This is a genomic window from Burkholderia sp. M6-3, assembly GCF_050858985.1.
Taxonomy (GTDB): Bacteria; Pseudomonadota; Gammaproteobacteria; order Burkholderiales; family Burkholderiaceae; genus Paraburkholderia; species Paraburkholderia caledonica.
In genome coordinates this window covers 1,421,318-1,441,485 of the sequence record NZ_CP110091.1, presented here as the reverse complement: position 1 = coordinate 1,441,485, position 20,168 = coordinate 1,421,318, and the positions used below count along the sequence as shown (strand labels likewise).

11 protein-coding genes are annotated in these 20,168 nt (G+C 60.0%); 4 read left to right on the top strand and 7 right to left on the bottom strand.

All coding sequences use genetic code 11. From position 1 onward, the window contains the following. Positions 1 to 433 precede the first annotated feature (433 nt). The 4 genes from OH764_RS23760 to OH764_RS23745 all read left to right on the top strand — a co-directional run bounded on the left by OH764_RS23760 (position 434) and on the right by OH764_RS23745 (position 10,515). Complete coding sequence (locus tag OH764_RS23760; RefSeq protein ID WP_498851268.1) at positions 434 to 6,157, top strand: HAMP domain-containing protein; 5,724 nt, start codon at positions 434 to 436, stop codon at positions 6,155 to 6,157. 8 nt (positions 6,158 to 6,165) lie between these two features. Beyond that, a complete protein-coding gene (locus OH764_RS23755) occupies positions 6,166 to 8,328 on the top strand; it encodes a response regulator (protein ID WP_498851063.1) in 2,163 nt (720 codons plus the stop codon). A 478-nt stretch (positions 8,329 to 8,806) separates the two neighbouring features. Next, positions 8,807 to 9,178, top strand: coding sequence for a PAS domain-containing protein (locus OH764_RS23750; RefSeq protein WP_498851062.1), 372 nt, complete (start codon positions 8,807 to 8,809; stop codon positions 9,176 to 9,178). Then, entirely contained in the window at positions 9,175 to 10,515 is a 1,341-nt protein-coding gene (locus tag OH764_RS23745) for a sensor domain-containing diguanylate cyclase (protein WP_498851061.1), read from the top strand. Before OH764_RS23750 ends, OH764_RS23745 begins: the two co-directional genes overlap by 4 nt. A 371-nt stretch (positions 10,516 to 10,886) precedes the next feature. Here the strand turns inward: OH764_RS23745 and OH764_RS23740 are convergent, their stop codons facing one another. The 7 genes from OH764_RS23740 to OH764_RS23710 all read right to left on the bottom strand — a co-directional run bounded on the left by OH764_RS23740 (position 10,887) and on the right by OH764_RS23710 (position 20,025). Next, complete coding sequence (locus OH764_RS23740; RefSeq protein ID WP_498851060.1) at positions 10,887 to 11,105, bottom strand: hypothetical protein; 219 nt, start codon at positions 11,103 to 11,105, stop codon at positions 10,887 to 10,889. A 752-nt stretch (positions 11,106 to 11,857) separates the two neighbouring features. Next, entirely contained in the window at positions 11,858 to 14,026 is a 2,169-nt protein-coding gene (locus OH764_RS23735) for a hybrid sensor histidine kinase/response regulator family protein (protein WP_498851059.1), read from the bottom strand. Positions 14,027 to 14,746: 720 nt separating this feature from the next. Beyond that, complete coding sequence (locus OH764_RS23730; RefSeq protein WP_498851058.1) at positions 14,747 to 16,174, bottom strand: ISNCY family transposase; 1,428 nt, start codon at positions 16,172 to 16,174, stop codon at positions 14,747 to 14,749. A gap of 252 nt (positions 16,175 to 16,426) precedes the next feature. Then, complete coding sequence (locus OH764_RS23725) at positions 16,427 to 17,854, bottom strand: ISNCY family transposase (protein WP_498851058.1); 1,428 nt, start codon at positions 17,852 to 17,854, stop codon at positions 16,427 to 16,429. 498 nt (positions 17,855 to 18,352) lie between these two features. Further along, entirely contained in the window at positions 18,353 to 18,997 is a 645-nt protein-coding gene (locus OH764_RS23720; protein WP_498851057.1) for a flagellar biosynthesis protein, read from the bottom strand. Between the two features lie 103 nt (positions 18,998 to 19,100). Beyond that, complete coding sequence (locus tag OH764_RS23715; protein WP_498851056.1) at positions 19,101 to 19,394, bottom strand: TM2 domain-containing protein; 294 nt, start codon at positions 19,392 to 19,394, stop codon at positions 19,101 to 19,103. 52 nt (positions 19,395 to 19,446) lie between these two features. Further along, positions 19,447 to 20,025 (bottom strand): hypothetical protein, encoded by a 579-nt coding sequence (locus OH764_RS23710; protein WP_498851055.1) that lies wholly within the window; start codon positions 20,023 to 20,025, stop codon positions 19,447 to 19,449. Positions 20,026 to 20,168 lie beyond the last annotated feature (143 nt).

Below are 20,168 nucleotides of genomic sequence, written 5' to 3'. Positions count from 1 at the left end.
TTAACCTGCGGTTAGGCCCCCTCCGGTGGTTCGCGCACGTCTCACGATGTCACGCACACCCGAATCCACACGCATAATGGCGGCCGCCACACCGCTTGACGAACACTCCCGGACGGGGACTCGAATGAACACCATATCGGAAGAAAAAGATACGCTCACAGAAAGTGAGATCCAGTTGATGGTGCGGGTCGTCAGTGCCTTGCGAAAAGGAGAGGATGTACCGGTGTTGCCAGCCGACTGGGCCGGCAGCAAAGGACAGCTCGCTGCGCAACTGAACATGCTGGCTGACCAATGCATGCATCAGGCGCTCGCGTTCGGACGTGCCGCCGGGAACCCAACGGCACGCGCAGGCAGTGTGCCGAGGATCGAAGAAGAAGGACGGAGCGGCTTCTGGCTGCAACAGGCCCGTGAGTTCAACGCATTGGTAGCAAGAATGGATAGTGCAAGCGCGTGCACCAGGGAGATCTACGGCTCGCTCGTCGCTCTGAGAAAGGGAGAGGCCGCCGCGCTCCCCGCCGACTGGCATGGTCTGCATGGCAAGCTCGCGGACGTCTTCAACGATGTCCTCGATCAGAATATCCGCATGTCGGATGAGCTCTCGCGACTCAGCCAGGCAGTCGGCAAGGAAGGTCGCATTCACGAGCGTGCCACGTTGCCCGATCCCCGCGGTTTCTGGCGGCGCTCGATCGACGCGGTCAATTCGCTCATCGTCGATCTGGTACACCCCACGAGCGAAGTGGCGCGCGTCATCGGCGCGGTCGCGCAAGGCGATCTCAGCAAGAGCATGGCGCTCGAAGCGGACGGACGGGCGCTCGAAGGCGAATTCCTGCGCACGGCGAAGATCATTAACCGGATGGTGGAACAGCTCGGCACGTTCGCGGCAGAGGTCACGCGCGTTGCGCGCGAGGTCGGCACCGAAGGCGAACTCGGCGGTCAGGCGGACGTGCAGGGCGTCGCCGGCACCTGGAAAGATCTGACCGATTCCGTGAACTCAATGGCCGGGAACCTGACGAGCCAGGTGCGAAACATCGCGGAAGTGACCAAAGCGGTCGCGGCGGGCGACTTGTCCAAGAAAATCACCGTCGACGTAAAGGGCGAGATTCTCGAGCTGAAAAACACGATCAACACGATGGTCGATCAATTGCGCTCTTTCGCCTCCGAGGTGACGCGGGTGGCGCGCGAGGTCGGCACCGAAGGCAAGCTCGGCGGCCAGGCGGATGTCAAGGGCGTCGCGGGAACCTGGAAGGACCTGACCGACAACGTCAACTTCATGGCGGGCAATCTGACGAGTCAGGTGCGCAATATCGCAGAAGTCACGACGGCCGTGGCGGCCGGCGACCTTTCGAAGAAGATCACCGTCGATGTGAAGGGTGAAATCCTCGAACTGAAGAACACCATCAACACGATGGTCGATCAGTTGAGATCCTTTGCTTCGGAAGTGACGCGCGTGGCGCGCGAAGTCGGTACGGAAGGCAAGCTCGGTGGCCAGGCCGACGTGAAAGGTGTCGCCGGAACGTGGAAGGACCTGACTGACTCCGTCAACTCGATGGGCAGTAACCTGACTGCACAGGTGCGCAACATCGCGGACGTGACAACCGCCGTGGCCGCCGGCGATCTCTCGAAGAAGATCACGGTCGACGTGAAAGGCGAAATCCTTGAACTGAAGAACACCATCAATACGATGGTCGACCAGTTGAGCTCGTTTGCGTCGGAAGTGACACGCGTCGCGCGCGAAGTCGGGACTGAAGGCAAGCTGGGTGGTCAGGCCGATGTGCAGGGCGTAGCGGGAACGTGGAAGGATCTCACGGACTCGGTGAATTCAATGGGCGGCAATCTGACCGCGCAGGTGCGCAATATTGCTGAGGTGACCACCGCAGTCGCTGCGGGCGACCTCTCGAAGAAAATCACGGTGGACGTCAAGGGCGAAATCCTTGAACTCAAGAACACGATCAACACGATGGTCGACCAGTTGCGCTCGTTCGCCTCGGAAGTGACGCGTGTAGCGCGAGAGGTCGGCACGGAAGGCAAGCTCGGCGGTCAGGCCAACGTGCAAGGCGTGGCGGGAACGTGGAAGGATTTGACCGACTCGGTCAATTCGATGGGCAGCAACTTGACTGCGCAGGTGCGCAACATCGCGGACGTGACGACAGCGGTCGCCGCGGGCGATCTTTCGAAGAAGATCACCGTCGATGTGAAAGGTGAAATCCTCGAACTCAAGAACACGATCAATACGATGGTGGATCAGTTGCGCTCATTCGCCTCGGAGGTGACGCGGGTAGCGCGCGAGGTCGGCACCGAAGGGAAGCTTGGCGGACAGGCGGACGTGCAGGGCGTCGCGGGTACCTGGAAGGATCTCACCGACAACGTGAACTTCATGGCCGGCAACCTGACGAGCCAGGTGCGCAACATTGCGGACGTGACGAAGGCGGTCGCCGCGGGCGACCTCTCGAAGAAGATCACGGTTGACGTGAAGGGCGAGATTCTCGAGCTGAAGAATACGATCAACACGATGGTCGATCAGCTCGGCTCATTCGCCTCCGAAGTGACGCGCGTCGCGCGCGAGGTCGGCACGCTCGGCAAGCTCGGTGGACAGGCCGACGTGCAGGGCGTCGCGGGTACCTGGAAGGATCTGACCGACTCAGTGAACTTCATGGCCGGCAATCTGACGAGCCAGGTTCGCAACATCGCGGACGTGACGAAAGCGGTCGCGGCCGGCGACCTTTCGAAGAAGATCACCGTGGACGTGAAGGGTGAGATTCTCGAACTGAAGAACACCATCAACACAATGGTGGATCAGTTGCGTTCGTTCGCGTCCGAGGTGACGCGGGTCGCGCGGGAGGTCGGTACGGAAGGCAAGCTTGGTGGTCAGGCCGACGTCCAGGGTGTCGCGGGCACGTGGAAGGATCTGACCGACAACGTCAATTTCATGGCGGGCAACCTGACGAGCCAGGTCCGCGGCATCGCGCGAGTCGTGACTGCAGTGGCGAACGGCGATCTGGACCGCAAGCTCACCGTGGAGGCGAAAGGCGAAATCGCGGCGCTTGCCGATACTATCAACGGCATGACGGACACGCTCGCTACCTTTGCCGACCAGGTCACAACCGTCGCGCGGGAAGTGGGTGTCGAAGGCAAACTCGGCGGGCAGGCGAAGGTGCCGGGCGCGGCCGGCACGTGGAAGGGATTGACCGAGAACGTCAATCAGCTCGCGGCCAACCTGACGACGCAAGTGCGCGCGATCGCGGAAGTGGCGACCGCCGTGACGCAAGGCGACCTGACGCGCTCGATCACTGTCGAGGCGCTCGGTGAAGTCGCCGCGCTCAAGGATACGATCAACGAGATGATCCGTAACCTGAAGGACACGACGGAGCTCAACACCGAGCAGGACTGGCTCAAGACCAACCTGGCGAAGTTCAGCCGCATGCTGCAGGGGCAGAAGGATCTCGTCGCGGTGGGCCAGCTCATTCTGTCGGAACTCGCGCCGGTCGTCGGCGTGCAGCAGGCTGAATTCTTCGTTTTCGATACCATCGACCAGGCCGCTTCGCTGAGGCTTGTCGCGAGCTACGCTTCAGACGGTCATGGCACGCACGGCAAGCGCGTCCAGCTTGGAGAAGGGCTCGTCGGTCAGTGCGCGTTCGAGAAACGCAAGATTCTCCTGGCGCCTTCGGCGTCCGTCAACTACCGGATCGAATCGGGCCTGCTCAGTGTGATGCCGCAGAACGTCCTCGTGATGCCGATCGTTTTCGAGGGGCAAGTCAAGGGCGTGATCGAACTGGCGTCCCTCGAGTGCTTCAACTCGACCCACCTGGCGTTTCTCGACCAGCTGACCGAAAGTATCGGCATCGTCATCAACACAATCGAAGCCAACACGCGTACCGAGGATCTGCTCAAGCAGTCGCAATCGCTCGCGCACGAGTTGCAGAGCCGGCAGGAAGAACTCCAGCAGACGAACGAGGAACTGCAGGAGAAGGCAAGGCTGCTCGCGCATCAGAATCAGGAAGTGGAGCGCAAGAACTCGGAAGTGGAACAGGCGCGTCAGGCGCTCGAAGACAAAGCCAAGCAGCTTGCACTGACGTCGAAGTACAAGTCGGAGTTTCTCGCCAACATGTCGCATGAGTTGCGCACGCCTCTCAATAGCCTGCTTATCCTGTCGGACCAGCTCTGCAAGAATTCCGACGGCAACTTGTCCCCAAGGCAGATCGAATATTCGCGAACGATTCATGCCTCCGGGAACGACCTGCTGTTACTGATCAACGACATTCTGGACCTTTCAAAGATCGAGTCGGGAACGGTTGTCCTCGATATTCACGAGCATCGTCTTCTCGACTTGACGACGTACGTCGAACGCACTTTCCGTCACATCGCAGAAGCGCGCAACGTGGATTTCGTCATTCACCTCGGCAGCGATGTGCCTGTTTCGATCGTGACCGACCTCAAGCGGTTGCAACAGATCCTGAAGAACCTTTTGTCCAACGCATTCAAGTTCACGCATCAAGGCCGGGTTTCGCTGTCGATCGACGACGTGCACGCCGGATGGAGCGAGGACAATGTCACGCTGAACAGCGCGGGAAGCGTGATCGCATTCTCTGTTCACGACACAGGGATCGGGATTTCAGCCGACAAACAGCAGATCGTATTTGAGGCTTTCCAGCAAGCCGACGGCAGCACCAGCCGCAAGTATGGCGGCACCGGGTTGGGGCTGGCAATCAGCCGCGAGTTGTCAAAACTGCTGGGCGGGGAGATCCGTCTGAGCAGCATGCCGAACGAGGGGAGCACGTTCACGCTCTTTTTACCATGCAGGAACGACCTCGGAAGACCGGGGCGCAGAAAGCCGGCTAGCCGGGAACGAGCGCGGGCCATTGCTTTGGACGGTGCCTCGTCCGTGAACGACGGCTTTGTGGCCGTGGGGACGCAATCCGGTCTCGTTGCTGAGGTCGCGCACGAAGTGTCGAGCGCACACATCGTCGATGACCGCGATAACATCGTTGCGGGCGACCGGGTCGTGCTGATTGTCGAAAACGATCCGGCTTTCGCTCGTGTGCTGGTCGATGCGACGCGCCAGCGCGGATTCAAAGCCCTGACCACCGCGCTGGGTGCTTCCGCGCTGACGCTCGCCGACCAGTACAAGCCGGATCTTCTAACGTTAGATCTGTTTTTGCCCGATATGGACGGCTGGCGGATTCTCGCGCGCCTGAAAAACGACATGTCCACGCGGCATATTCCGGTGTGCGTCATCTCGACCGATGAATCGCGTGAGCGCGCGCTTCGCTCGGGCGCTTTCGCATTTTTGCCCAAGCCCGTCGAATCGCTCGCAATTCTGGATCGCGCGCTCGCATCCATGGCCCGATACATCGACGCGGAGCAGCGCGCGATCGTCATGGCCATGCCGCCGGGAGCGGAGCGTGAGCTGCTTTGCGGCGCGTTGCAGGGCACGCATGTCCGCGCGATATTTGCCGATTCGCGTGATGCCCTGGTGCAGGAACTGTCGTCGCAAGCCGTTGATGCGCTCGTGCTCGCCGATGACGTGCCCGGCATTTCCCCCGAGCTGATCGAAGCCACGCTCGTCGCTCGGGATTGCTTCGCGCCGCTTCCGGTGGTCGTGAGCACGGCGGGCGATGGTCCGCCAGAACGCTGGGAACGCGTCCAGGAACGCTTCTACGTGCAACACGCACCGACCGGCGACCGGCTTCTGGATTTATGCGTCGCCGCGCTTCACCTCGACACGAAGCGGCTCCCTGCACAGTCCAGAACCGTACTGAACGCCTTACATGCATCGCAGCGCGCGCTGCAAGGCGTCAAGGCACTGATCGTCGATGACGACATGCGCAACATCTTCGCGCTCGCGACAATCATGGAAGACCTCGGCATGCGGCACGTCTGGGCCGACAACGGACGCGAGGCGATACGGCAGGTCGAGTCGGATCACGAAATCGGCATCGTCATGATGGACATCATGATGCCCGAGATGGATGGCCTGACCACGATGCGCGAGATTCGCAAGCGACCGGTCGGCAAAACGTTGCCGATCATCGCCGTGACGGCCAAAGCGATGAAGGGCGATCGGGAGAAGTGCATCGAGGCCGGCGCGTGGGACTATCTCTCGAAGCCGGTCAACCGGGATGATCTTGTCGCGGTACTCCATGCGTGGCTGCATCATTAGGAGCAGCTATGGCAAGGTTCGATGTCTCTTCTGAAGACAAAGTGAAGATTCTGGTGGTGGATGATCTGCCGAGCCAGCACATGGTCCTGCGCTCGGTGCTCGACGGACCCGACCAGGAAGTCGTCAGCGTGTCGTCTGGGCGGGAGGCGCTCAAGGCAGTGCTGCAAGAGGAGTTTGCGGTCATCCTGCTCGACGTTAACATGCCCGACATGGACGGCTTCGAGACGGCCAGTATGCTGCGCTCCTACCGCCCGACGGCATCCACTCCAATCATCTTCGTCACCGCTTATGCCGACGATGCCGAGATGGCGAGAGGCTATTCGCTCGGGGCGGTGGATTACATATCGTCGCCCGTCGTGCCGGAAATTCTCAGTGCGAAGGTCCGTGTGTTCGTGCAGATGTTTTGCATGAACCGCGAACTGCGAGCCCGGGCAGAGCAGCGCGAAGCGCTCGCGCGGGCGGAAGCGCAGCGCGCATCCGCCGATGAGGCTCGCCAGCGCGCCGACTTTCTGTCGCATGTGAGCCATTTGCTCACGCGCTCGCTGGATGTCGAGACAACGCTTATCCGTATTCTGGAGACCTCGGTACCGGCGTTGGCCGATCTGGCATGCGTGTTTCTCGAAGTGGACGGGAACGCGACGCCACCGACATCGTTGCGCTGCGGCCCCGCAGTGCGTGCCTTGATCGATCCGGCGCGCGGGCAGGAGATCGACGCAATCGCACCGCTCGGGCGATTCTTTGAGCTCGCGAAGCAGACCGTGGATAGGGGCGAAAGTCTCATATGCCGAAGCGAGGCGGAGCACGTCTTCGGGTGGCCCGCCGGTGCGAACGATGAGCAACGCTCAGTCAAGTTCGAAGAGATCAGGTTCCATTTAGTGCTGAGCGGCGCGGAGCGCAAGGCGGTGCTTTGCTTCGGTGTTGTCCGCTGCGATGAAAATCGCCAGCCAGCGCCCGTGGTCACCGAGTTCGTGAGTCGAGCCTCCATCGCGCTGGAGAACGCGTTTCTATTCTCCGCCTTGCGCGACGAGGACCGGCGCAAGAACGAATTCCTTGCGATGCTCGCCCATGAGCTGCGAAATCCGCTAGCGCCAATTTCGAACGCGGTGAGCGTGATGCGGAGCGCGGAGCCGGGCGATTCGAAAGTGACGATGTGGGCGACCCAGATCATCGGCAATCAACTCGGTCATATGGTGCGCATCGTCGACGATCTGCTCGATGTTTCCCGAATCCAGCGCGGCACGGTAGCGCTCCAGCGGGAGCCTGTTCACTTGCGGACCGTTATCGAACGCGCGATCGAAACGAGTCGGCCCCATTTCGCCAACCGCTCGCAAGCCTTCTCATGCGAGCAAAAAGAAGACGACGTCATGATAGAAGGCGACGTCGTTCGTCTCACGCAGGTTGTCGCCAATCTGTTGAACAATGCGTCCAAGTTCACGCCTCCCGGCGGGCATATCAGTCTTTCGACGGGTTCGTCCGCCGGAAAGGCAGTCGTCACGGTGATCGACGACGGCGAGGGAATCGACCCAAAGCTCCTTCCACGCGTCTTCGATCTGTTCACCCAGGGTGATAGCGCGCTAGATCGCGCTCAGGGAGGATTGGGGATCGGGCTCACGCTCGCTCGCCATCTGACTGAACTGCACGGAGGCTCGATCCGTTGCCGGAGCGGGGGCCGGGGGCAAGGCGCGGAGTTCACCGTGGAATTGCCGGCATCTCGCGCAGCGGACAAGCCGACGCCCGTCGCTAATGTGTTGCCGCTGCGCCGCAAGCGGGACGTGCGGGTGCTTGTCGTGGACGATTCCGTCGCTTCCACGGAGAGCCTCAAAATCTTTCTCGAATTGCACGGCTACGAGGTGCAATGCGCGCACGATGGCGTTTCCGCGTTGGCGCTTGCAAAAGCGTTCGAACCGCGGGTTGCCATCCTTGACATTGGTCTTCCTGGGATGAACGGATATGAAGTCGCCAGGGCCATTCGCGCCGATGATTCCTTGCGCGGCTGCCTGCTGATCGCCGTAAGCGGTTATGGGCAACATGAAGACCGTCGGAAGTCGCGCTCGGCGGGGATCGATCATCACCTCATCAAGCCCGCCGATTTGACTTCGCTGGTAGAACTGATCTCGGCACACGTGATGCGCGAAGGTACCGGTGCGAAGGATGAGGGGCGGCCGGCCTGAATTCCATGATCGTCAACGTGCAACCAGCAGCGTGCATTGCGTCCACAAGCCCGGCGGGTGGCACAGCACGAATCGATAGGATTGAAGGTAAAGGCACTAACGTCCGGCTGTATCTTCCCCGGTATGCAGTCGTTGATCGGGCACTGGCGGCATAAAGTTGCCGCGCACGTTCGCGGTCGAACGACGTGACAACGCCGGCCGCCGTCGCACCACTTTTTGTTCGTCGCGCCTGTGCTGTCGTCCCTCCCACTCTCCAGCTTTCGCCAGTTCTTCTCGGGTTTGTCCGCGTGATGCACACAACGCGTCTCAAGCGGCGATGCGTGCATGCGATCACGACTCAATTCGTGTCCCACATTGGCTAAAGTTGCGACTCGCGCGGCCGACAACGTATCTGTGGTGATTTGTGTTGCGATTGCCCCCTACTGCGTGAACTAGACCATCAAGCCGATTCCAGGTGACAGGGTTGGGCGGGACGAAAATGATTAAAGAATTTGAAGCTGTGCGGATTGAAGAACTCCTTGCGCTGGATGGCGAGCACCTTGATGCGCTGCCCTTCGGCGTTATCGGCTTCGCTCCAGACGCGATTGTCACCGTGTACAACGAGACAGAAGCGAAGAACGCCGGACTACGACCGGAGAGAGTGCTCGGGAAGCATTTCTTCGAGGAGATTGCGCCCTGTATGAACAACTTCATGGTGGCGCAGCGATTTGCCGACGAAGAGGAACTCGACCATACGATCCCCTACGTGCTGACCTTGCGGATGCGCCCGACTCCCGTGCGACTGCGGTTGCTCAAAGCTCCGGGGCACGCGGCGCGGTTTGTATTGGTTGAGCGAAGGGCAACAAAGTGAGCACGGACCACGCCGAACGGACTGAGCTCGAGTCGGAGTATGAGGCCCTGCTTTCGTTCATGTATCTCTCGCCAGTCGGCATTGTCCGCAGTGACAAAGACGGCGTTGTTGACATGCTGAACCCGCTCGCGGCACAGCTTTTGATGCCTCTGGTGAAAGACGGAAGCATTGAAAACATCTTTGATAGCCTCGCGTCCGTCGCACCGGAGCTTCGAAATCTGGTGAGCAGTTTCCAGGCGGAGCGCGGGCCTGTCTGCGAGAACCACCGAGTGTTTGTGACACAAGCCAAGGATGGTGCGGTTGTCCTCGGCTGTTCCATCATCAAGGTGGCCGCCAATCTCTTAATGACCGTCTTGTCGGATATCTCCCGACAGGTCGCTGCGGAGCGCCGGGCCAAGCAGACTGAGGCTTGGCTCGCCGGAATCTACACGAGTGTCAATGATTTCACGTTCTTCACGCTGGACTCGGGCGGTCGCATCGAAAGCTGGAATTCATCAGTCGAGCGACTGACGGGCTTCACTGAGGCAGAAGTCATGGGGCGGACGCTTTCACGCTTCTACGCCCCGGACGAACTTGCTTCGCACCGCCCGCCTGAGCACATCGCCCTGACACGTGACGAGGGTTGGCACGTCGAAGAGCTTTGGTGCGAAACAAAGACGGGGCGCCGCTACTGGGGCCAATTGCTCGTCGCGGTGCTGCGAGAGGTCGAAGGCGATATTTCGGGATACTCCGTCGTCTTGCGCGACGTCACTGAGCGGAAGCTGACCAGCGATAACCTCAAGCGTCTTCTTACCACGGACCATCTCACCGGAGCGACCAATCGTGCGCACTTCTTTGAAATAGCGGAAGCGGAGATTGGGCGCGCTCAACGGCAGAGCCGACCGCTCTCCATCATTATGCTGGACGCGGACCACTTCAAGCGTATCAACGACACTGCAGGGCATCAGGCAGGCGATGAGGTTCTGAAGCGTATCGTTGCAGAGGCGAGGGCGGTCCTGCGCATATCGGATGTCGTTGCGAGGCTCGGCGGGGAAGAATTCGTTCTCATGCTGCTCTCAACCGCAACGCAAGAGGCGATGGAAATCGCCGAGCGACTCAGGCGAGCAGTGGAGCTCGCGAGTATTGAGACAGGAATCGGACAGCTGAGGGCGACAATAAGCTTGGGTGTCGCGGGCCTGGGAGAGTCAGTTCCGACGCTTCAAGAGTTGCTAGCAGCTGCGGACAAGGCTCTCTATGACGCGAAAACGGCGGGCCGGAACTGCGTGCGGACCCGGGGCGGCGCGGCGATCTCAGCACGTCACGCCGCCACCGACGAAGACAGTCTGTCTAGACAGTGATGAGTCTCGCCGCGAGACCATCGTGCGACCGCCACACTGCGGCAGGTTGTTGCCATCAAGCAGATGAGGGCGTCGCAAATTGGTCCCGCGCGCGAAGTCGCCATTCGACCATGTTCCGAGAGCTGTTCCGTTGGACCGCTTTGACATCAGGCGGGGCCTTTTAAGTCCTCGGTGTACCAAGGTTGCATATCCTTCAGCAAGGCTACGTATTCCATGATGCCGCCGGTTGCCGACGCGGATGTTGCTGCGCGATCCACTTCGTCCCAGAGCGAGTCAAATTTTTCGAGAGCGACCACCTGCGGCAACTGACAAAGAAGGAACCAACTTGGCCCGCCTTGATGCATTTCTGCAACGCAGAGCAGCTGATGGCGCTAGCTATGAGCATCGAGCCATGCGCGAGCCCAATCCAACCCTGCGAGCTCAGCATCCTCCTCACTTTCAAAGTGGCCAAGAACACCTGAAGCATGGACAAGCTTGCCGCGAAGGGTGACGGTACCGCTGGCCGCATAACGTTTTCGCTGCAACTGCCCTTCGTGCTCGACGATTGAGTGCCCCCAGACGTGATACCCGTGGTAGCTCCGCGATTGCATTAGCGGACGACGTGAGCGGATAGCGCGTGGCCTCTTACACGAAGGACGTTACCCTCCGGTGTGACTTGTCGTGGGATTTCAGACATGTCCGGTTCGTCTTTAGGCAAAGTCTTCGGCACATTGCCTTGTTTCGCGACGAGCTTTGTTGCAGGTGCCAATGTGCGCCGCGAATACACCTTTTTCGCATGCAAAGCCACGTGCCGCCGCACGGCGAGCTTGTGCAGGGCAGTCGGCCTGTGTGGCGCAGTCGCGCGCGCCTCCGGCGGATTCCAGACTTCCGAATACATGCCGGCTCCGAAAGCAGTCGGCGCAAACGCCGCCGTCAACAACGCAAGTGCAAGTCTTCGCACGCTTTCTCCTTGCCCAATGGCCACCAGAATGGTTTCGCTGACGCGCCCCAGGCATTCGACGGCAGCGGACTCACTGACCCAACGACGCGAGTTCGCCGCGCGCCGATAACCCTGCGCCGCAAACGTCGCAGTTTCCGGCATGGGAAGGCTCGCGGCTTGGCCCACGCCCATCGACTGCGTCTTTGCTCCGGAAGAGTGGGCCGTTCGTGGGGCACGAAATGCCCGTCCAACACTGTACATCCATACAGGTTTTCACGCAATGACATCTGCCGTGCCGTTTTTCCGAAGTGACACCGACTCGCAGACGCGATGGTCTGCCGATTGCCCTCACAGCACCGGACGCGGGCCAAAGAAGTGCGCCGACGCGCAGGCAGGTTCCTCCGGCTAAGAACGGTTCGCAGGCTATTGCTGGGCGAAGGCAACGCTGTCGCTCATCAGCAAAGCCAGTTCGTCGATATTGAACGGCTTTGCCAAAACGATTACTCCGCCCAGTTTTGCGCGCTCCAGTTCGTCGGCGTAGCCGGTCATCAAGGCAATCTTCTGCGCCGGCCATCTGCTCCGGACGTGTTCTGCAAAGTCGATACCGCTCATCTTTCCGGGCAGATGCACGTCTGAAAGCACGAAGTCGAAGGCGGCACCCTGATTGAGGACCTCAAGGGCTTCGTCGGCCGTCGTCGAGTGCCGTACGGTGCATCCGAGCACCTCGAGAACTGCGCAAATTCCGGCGGCTACTTCCGGGTTGTCTTCTACGACGAACACGTGCTGAGGCTTAGGCGCTGCGGAAGTAGCTCGTTCCGGCAACGCGGGTTGGACAAAACCTTCTGTACCTTTGTACAAAGGCAAAAACAATTTCAGTGTTGTTCCTCTGCCAGGCTCGCTCTCTATCATCGCAGTTCCACCTGATTGCTCGCACGTGGCCAGTACCTGAGCGAGACCAAGACCGGTGCCGGCGCCAAGCGCTTTGGTGGTAAAAAGCGGCTCGAACGCGTGCTCTTTCACCGCCGGAGGCATCCCGTGCCCGTCATCGGAAAGCGCTATAAGCACGTATTCTCCAGCGGGCAGTCTGGTTTCGAGTTCTCTCAGGTGAATATTTGAGCATCGGATAGAGAAACGTCCTCCATCCGGCATTGCATCCCTCGCATTCACCGCAATGTTGAGAATCGCAGACTCGAGCTCGGTGGCGTCCACCTTGACTAACCCGGTACCTGGCGCGACGTCCAGGGTCATCTCGATTTTCTCGGTGAGAGCCGTGCCTATGATGTCACTGGCACTCCCAAACCACGTAGCAAGGTCAACGACTTCATGTTTCAGCGGCTGCTTACGCGCGACGCTCATGAGTCTGCGGGCAAGAGCCTCCGCGCCGGCCGTGGCTCGCTTTACCGCAGTAACCTCCCTTTCAACGTTCGTATAGTTCTTACGCGTTGCGAGTTCCATATTTGCGGCTACCACCATCAGCAGGTTGTTGAAATCGTGGGCTACGCGCGCGACCAGATTTCCCAGCGCGCCCATGCGGCGCAGCTGCCGGCTCGAGGCTTCAGCGGATGCTCGCCGTACCCACTCCGCTTTCCAGTGATTCCATGCCGCTTCCTCAGTTCGCAGTTGACGATGTGAGAACACAATCAGTGACCAGAGCGCGATGCACGGCACAAGCGTGAACATAGCGACGACCATCAGATGTTTGCGCCATTGCTCGTGTATTGCTGCCGTGGAGTAGCCGCTCGCGACGTACAGTGGGTACCGTCCGACGCGCCGAAACGAAAGGATTCTCTCGACGCCGTCAACATTGGAGACCATATTGAGCCGGCCAATTTTCACCGCCTGCCCAAGCGCAATCGTAAAGGGGGTATTTGGCGCGAGATTGCTCACGGTCCCGACGTCCGGGAGCCTAGCCAGAATGGTCCCGTCCTGCCGATACAGTCCGACGAGTAACGCCGGGTTGGAATTGGTCAAGTCCGCGTAGAATTCGCTGAAATATTGCCGCTTGAGCGCAATGGACACAACGCCGAGCAAAACTCCGTCTTTCCCGACCCGTGCCATGTTTGTCGTGAAAATGTCGGACTGCATAACTTTCCCGGATAAAGGCCGGGAGAAGTAGGGAGCGGGCGCTGACGCCAGTGCCCCTCGAAAGTCTTCGCGTCCGGCGATGGAAATGGGCGGCACCGGGAAAAAGCGGCTGCTCGCCAGCAAGTCGCCGTGGGTACCGAACACGGAGATGGCTGCAAGCTGCGGGTAGTCCGCTGCAATTGTGTTGAGCCTGCTATGTACGCGGCTCTCATGCCCGCGAATTTTCGCGTCATCGTCGGTATCAAGGAGTTCGACGATGCGCGTTTCAATTTCGTGGTTCATGTCGACAATCTTCAACGCGTGCTCCTGGGCGACCCTGGTGAGGCGGTCCACTATGTCGCCTGCGTCGGCAATACGCCGCTGATAGTCGAAGTAGCCGTAGCCCGCGACACAACCAAGAGGAACAAAGACCGACAAAAACAGGACGACGGCGAGCACGCGCCGCGTTACCTCGAAATCGCGCGTCGGAATCGGTACGTCGGGCTCACTGATCTGGTCGACCGCCAAGGTGAGAAGCTCCCGCAAGTCGTGTATTGCTATGCGCGAACATGGTACTGCGGGAAGGCGGCACCCAGGACGTTCCGGATGAGTGAACCGCTTCAGACATTGGATACTCGCTCTTCGTCGGTCGTTTCCGGCGCGTTGTGCCGCCCAGAGGCCGCTTGACAAGATGCTGACGAGGACGACCTTTGCCACACCTCACAAGGCCGGATATCTGTTATCACCTGGCGCCGTATGCTGACGTTCCAGGAGCAGGGCGACGAAAGCGCGGATGCACGCGGCACTAATCCGGTATGCCATAACGTCGATGCGATTAGAGGTTTCACCGCACTTGGGCCCTCGGCGCTTTTAGGTGCGGTTAAGCAACTATCGCTCCGGCCGCGCGGCAAGGCTTCACGCTCATCCCACGATTGCGTGGGCCATCTTCAACCGGTCGAGTTCGCGCATCTTCAGTGTCACCAGGTCGGTTTGACGCATGCTGGGCTCCCGCAGTCTGAGTACGAGCGTCCAGCATGACCAAGTTGCAAAACCCGACATCTTTAAATAGCGGAACACGACATCTGAACTTTGGACTAACAACCGTTGTCGAGGCCAGATTGAAATGTCGCAGGGCTGGCTAAATACAGATGTCGTAGTCTTGATGTCGGGTTTGAGTCTGTCTTTAACGGTTTTGAATCCACGTGGTGTCGAAGGACAGCCTTGAACGGGCAGGGCGTCTCAGTCCGTTCAGCGAGTGCGTGCAGACCGTTGGCCAGGTGTTGAAGGCGTCTTCGACTGCTGTGCGATCTGCACGATTGCCTGGTTCAGGTCGGCTCGGGTGAATGCGCGTTGCTTCTTCGTGCCGGGTGAGGGTGTGGGTTTGCGTACCGCCGCACCACGATTCGTACGTGATGGCGAGCCCGAGATCCGGCGGTTGTCGCGCTGTGCCTGCAGGGCCTGCGCGACCTGCAGCGCATGACCAAGACGCTTGTGCTCGATCACCGCACCCTGGTCGATCTCGGCAAGCTTGTCGTACTGGACACAGGGCAGCACGACGCCGTCCGCACGGATCTCCAGGCGCCCGTCCGGATACTCCCACACGTCGATGTAGCGGCCGATCAGCCTGCGGGTCGCCGGCGTATCGTCGAGCAGCCAGATCACGCGATCGTTCAGCAGCGTCAGCGCATCCGACACCTTGCGCTGGACCCGCCACGTCAGGATCGTGTCGAGATTCTCGTCGGCGCGCAGCGGCCGGTGCGCATCGTACGTGCTTCTGGGCAGCTTCGCGAAACGCGCGTTATAAGCGGCCATGAAAGCGCAGGCATACGCGTTTGCGGCTTCGATGGTGCTGATATCGCGCAAACGCAGTTCCTTCACGAGGCGGTCCTGCAGCGTCAGGTGAGCCCGTTCGACACGCCCCTTGGCGGGGCTGCTGTTGGCGCAGAACGTGTCGATGTTCAGCTCGTACATCGCGCGGCCGAACTGCGTGACGCCTTTGCCCGCCGTCTCCGCGCGTTTCTTGACATGGAACACGCTGGCGCGGTCGCTGTAGAACGCCACCGGCTTGCCATGCCTTTCGAGATACGTGCGCGTCGCCTCAAAGTAGCTGAAAGTCGACTCGGTCGCCGTGAAGTGCAGCGCCATGATCCGGCTGGTGGCATCGTCCACATACACCAGCAGCGTGCACGCCGGTGCCCGTTCCTCAAACCAGTGATGGTCACTGCCGTCGATCTGCACCAGTTCGCCGAAACAGGCGCGTCGGGCACGCGGCTGATAGACCTTCGGCGGTCGCTGTTTGCGCGGCACCCACAGGCCCGCGTCCGTCATCAGGTGCCGCACGGTTTCCTTCGACAGCACCAGCCCATGGCATTCACGCAGCTTCTCGCAGGCGAGCGTCGGCCCGAAATCCGCGTAGCACTCGTGGATCAGTCCGAGCGCCCGGTCAAGCACCGTCTGCGGCAACTGATGATTGCTGCGCGCGCCGCGCCGCTGCGAAACGAGCCCAGCGGCGCCTTCGTCGCGGTAGCGGACCACGAGCCGCTCAACCTGGCGTCGGCTCAAACCCAGCCGTTCAGCAGCGCGCCAGGTCATCAGCCGCGCCTCGGCAACCGCCTCAATAACCTTCAGCCGGTCAAGCTCCTGCATGCTCATCGTGATCGTCCCGGTGCGCGTCATGGCGGTCTCCACAGGCGGGAAAACCGCACCAGCATGCGCTACAGATCCTTGCGATACGACATCTGTACTTTGCTCAGGTACGACACTACTACTTTGCTCCCACAACCGTTGTCGAGGCCAGATTGAAATGTCGCAGGGCTGGCTAAATACAGATGTCGTAGTCTTGATGTCGGGTTTGAGTCTGTCTTTAACGGTTTTGAATCCACGTGGTGTCGAAGGACAGCCTTGAACGGGCAGGGCGTCTCAGTCCGTTCAGCGAGTGCGTGCAGACCGTTGGCCAGGTGTTGAAGGCGTCTTCGACTGCTGTGCGATCTGCACGATTGCCTGGTTCAGGTCGGCTCGGGTGAATGCGCGTTGCTTCTTCGTGCCGGGTGAGGGTGTGGGTTTGCGTACCGCCGCACCACGATTCGTACGTGATGGCGAGCCCGAGATCCGGCGGTTGTCGCGCTGTGCCTGCAGGGCCTGCGCGACCTGCAGCGCATGACCAAGACGCTTGTGCTCGATCACCGCACCCTGGTCGATCTCGGCAAGCTTGTCGTACTGGACACAGGGCAGCACGACGCCGTCCGCACGGATCTCCAGGCGCCCGTCCGGATACTCCCACACGTCGATGTAGCGGCCGATCAGCCTGCGGGTCGCCGGCGTATCGTCGAGCAGCCAGATCACGCGATCGTTCAGCAGCGTCAGCGCATCCGACACCTTGCGCTGGACCCGCCACGTCAGGATCGTGTCGAGATTCTCGTCGGCGCGCAGCGGCCGGTGCGCATCGTACGTGCTTCTGGGCAGCTTCGCGAAACGCGCGTTATAAGCGGCCATGAAAGCGCAGGCATACGCGTTTGCGGCTTCGATGGTGCTGATATCGCGCAAACGCAGTTCCTTCACGAGGCGGTCCTGCAGCGTCAGGTGAGCCCGTTCGACACGCCCCTTGGCGGGGCTGCTGTTGGCGCAGAACGTGTCGATGTTCAGCTCGTACATCGCGCGGCCGAACTGCGTGACGCCTTTGCCCGCCGTCTCCGCGCGTTTCTTGACATGGAACACGCTGGCGCGGTCGCTGTAGAACGCCACCGGCTTGCCATGCCTTTCGAGATACGTGCGCGTCGCCTCAAAGTAGCTGAAAGTCGACTCGGTCGCCGTGAAGTGCAGCGCCATGATCCGGCTGGTGGCATCGTCCACATACACCAGCAGCGTGCACGCCGGTGCCCGTTCCTCAAACCAGTGATGGTCACTGCCGTCGATCTGCACCAGTTCGCCGAAACAGGCGCGTCGGGCACGCGGCTGATAGACCTTCGGCGGTCGCTGTTTGCGCGGCACCCACAGGCCCGCGTCCGTCATCAGGTGCCGCACGGTTTCCTTCGACAGCACCAGCCCATGGCATTCACGCAGCTTCTCGCAGGCGAGCGTCGGCCCGAAATCCGCGTAGCACTCGTGGATCAGTCCGAGCGCCCGGTCAAGCACCGTCTGCGGCAACTGATGATTGCTGCGCGCGCCGCGCCGCTGCGAAACGAGCCCAGCGGCGCCTTCGTCGCGGTAGCGGACCACGAGCCGCTCAACCTGGCGTCGGCTCAAACCCAGCCGTTCAGCAGCGCGCCAGGTCATCAGCCGCGCCTCGGCAACCGCCTCAATAACCTTCAGCCGGTCAAGCTCCTGCATGCTCATCGTGATCGTCCCGGTGCGCGTCATGGCGGTCTCCACAGGCGGGAAAACCGCACCAGCATGCGCTACAGATCCTTGCGATACGACATCTGTACTTTGCTCAGGTACGACACTACTACTTTGCTCCCACAACCGTTTTGTTGATAATTTATCTTATGTCAAATAACTTGGGCGACCAGAATTTCCCGCTAGACGACCTCATCCACCATGATTGCCAGATAAGAAAACGGCCCTGTTCCATCGTGCAACTTTCGGAATCATCGTAGTACTTCCGCGAATTTTGAGAAACGGTGGCACACGGACAGCCCAGCGTTTTGCGTTTAATCAATTGTTACGTCTTCGATTCTCTTCGGCTGCGAAGTTTTGCCACGTTGTTTCGAATCTGCTTCTCCGAGGTGCGAGCATGCAACTTACGGATGCTTTGGCACAGAATGCTCATAGCTAGACCTCACAGTTCGTCCGTGCTGGGTACGGTATACGTCATCGCGAGCTCTATTGAACGTCCAGAGCTCGCGGCATCGACGATTATTTGCCGCTGATCAGGTCCTTCGTCTGCTGAGCAATGGCGGCAAGGCCCTTTTCCACGATCTCTTGCCAGTCCCCGGACGTCACGACCTGTTTTGATTCGCTCACCCGAGTCTTGATTGTCTGATCGCCATGAAGCGCACCGATGTCACCGGACAGCTTTACCTCCGATTTCTGGTTGGTAGTAACGGACCAGAACCCGGGCTGAAACCATGCCCAAAAGTCGACAATCTGTGCAGTCACGGGAGCGGCGGAATCGAAGTTGGGATCGCCCTGCTTCACGACAACGTATCCTGCCTGCTGAAAGCCCGTAGCCAGCGCACTTTCGACCAGGCCGGAAACCGTTTTACCCTCAGGAAGCACCACATCGCCGAGCGCCTTTCCATAGCCGTTTCTCTTGCGTCCGATCGCTCGCGCCTTCGACGCATCGCTAGAATCTTCGGCAGGGTCCAGCGATGCCATGTCAGCACTCGGAGGAGCAACAGTAAACGTTCTCTTGTCCTCAGCAGAGTCGATGCGCACGTACTTGCCCGTTGCCGGATTGTTGCCTTGTGACGCAGACACGTCGACAGTGGTACGCCCGACTGCACATCCCGCGAGGATGGACGCCGCGAGGCCATAGATAACGAGTCGACCAAACAACATGATTGAATTGCTCCTTTTTATTTCTCTCATACGCGGCCGTTGCGTAGAACGTAACGGGCTAACCTGTAGCGCCAGGCTCCTCTGCGCAACTAGCCACGTCGCGTTAAGCGAAACGGTTTACCAAGGTCACATTGAATGAGCGGATAATGCCCGGGAGCAGGAACGCATCGATCAGAACCCACAACCCGACGCAACCTACGATGAAAAAACCAACGCCGAGAAACATGGTGCATGCACCTGCAATCGTCAGCAGAAGCTGAACGATCGCCGTTCCTGTACGACCGGCATAGAAGCGATGACCGCCAAGAGTGCCGAGAAAGAACCAAAGCAGGTATGCAACACCGACGCTTTTCTTCTGTGCGTCGTACATCATCATCTCGCGAGCAGTTTCACTCATGACCATTCCCCGTTTCAATTTAAGTTTTGACACCACAGAACACACTCAGCTGCTATCGATAGCGAGCCACGAGCGCCCGATAGCGCACGTCCTTTCTCAACTCGGCCATCTCTGGCGCGGAATCTAATACAGCAAACTCGCGAAAACCCGCCTTCAATGCGCTATTCAGATTGTCGATCGCGCCATCGACCTGTCCTTGCCTGGCAGCCAGCAACGCGCGCTCGTACTGTTTGACCCCAAGTTCGCCGGTGGATTGGCCAGGTGCGCGCGCCAAGGGAGCGGTGGTCGGGTACGCAGACCCGGAAGCCTTGGGGCCGATCTGACTCGGCGTCGGTGTGACGCCAACCGATATTCGCTTCCCAGCGGGCGCAGTCCCCTGTTGCTCCCCCGTCGCTTCTACAACGGTACTAGATATCGCCAGTTGCGAGGCACGAGCAGGTTCGGCGACCCGCCGATAGTAGACACGTCCGACCAAGGGCGCTTTCAGATACATGCGGTCCGGACCGTCGAAGAAGAACTTCAACTCCACGCCGTACGGCATGTCGACAGTCGCCGTACCGCCCTTGGCTTCAATCCCGGTCACCCGAACGCTCGCGCCAGTATCCGGAGTAACAATTTCGCTCGCTGACACGACGATGTCCGGTCCCACAGGCAGTTGCAGGCTGTATACGTCTATGTGTTCAGCCCGCCAGTGACCCAAAATCGAAGGGTCGGCTGACTTCGAACATGCCGAAATAAGGACCAGCGCAACGCCGGACCCAGCGGCCAGTCGAC

What these genes read in the sequence shown, in the direction of transcription:
- OH764_RS23760 (WP_498851268.1), top strand. Translation starts at nt 434, where the DNA reads ATGGATAGTGCAAGCGCGTGCACCAGGGAGATCTACGGCTCGCTCGTC.
- OH764_RS23755 (WP_498851063.1), top strand. Translation starts at nt 6,166, where the DNA reads ATGGCAAGGTTCGATGTCTCTTCTGAAGACAAAGTGAAGATTCTGGTG.
- OH764_RS23750 (WP_498851062.1), top strand. Translation starts at nt 8,807, where the DNA reads ATGATTAAAGAATTTGAAGCTGTGCGGATTGAAGAACTCCTTGCGCTG.
- OH764_RS23740 (WP_498851060.1), bottom strand. Translation starts at nt 11,105, where the DNA reads ATGCAATCGCGGAGCTACCACGGGTATCACGTCTGGGGGCACTCAATC.
- OH764_RS23730 (WP_498851058.1), bottom strand. Translation starts at nt 16,174, where the DNA reads ATGACGCGCACCGGGACGATCACGATGAGCATGCAGGAGCTTGACCGG.
- OH764_RS23725 (WP_498851058.1), bottom strand. Translation starts at nt 17,854, where the DNA reads ATGACGCGCACCGGGACGATCACGATGAGCATGCAGGAGCTTGACCGG.
- OH764_RS23720 (WP_498851057.1), bottom strand. Translation starts at nt 18,997, where the DNA reads ATGTTGTTTGGTCGACTCGTTATCTATGGCCTCGCGGCGTCCATCCTC.
- OH764_RS23715 (WP_498851056.1), bottom strand. Translation starts at nt 19,394, where the DNA reads ATGAGTGAAACTGCTCGCGAGATGATGATGTACGACGCACAGAAGAAA.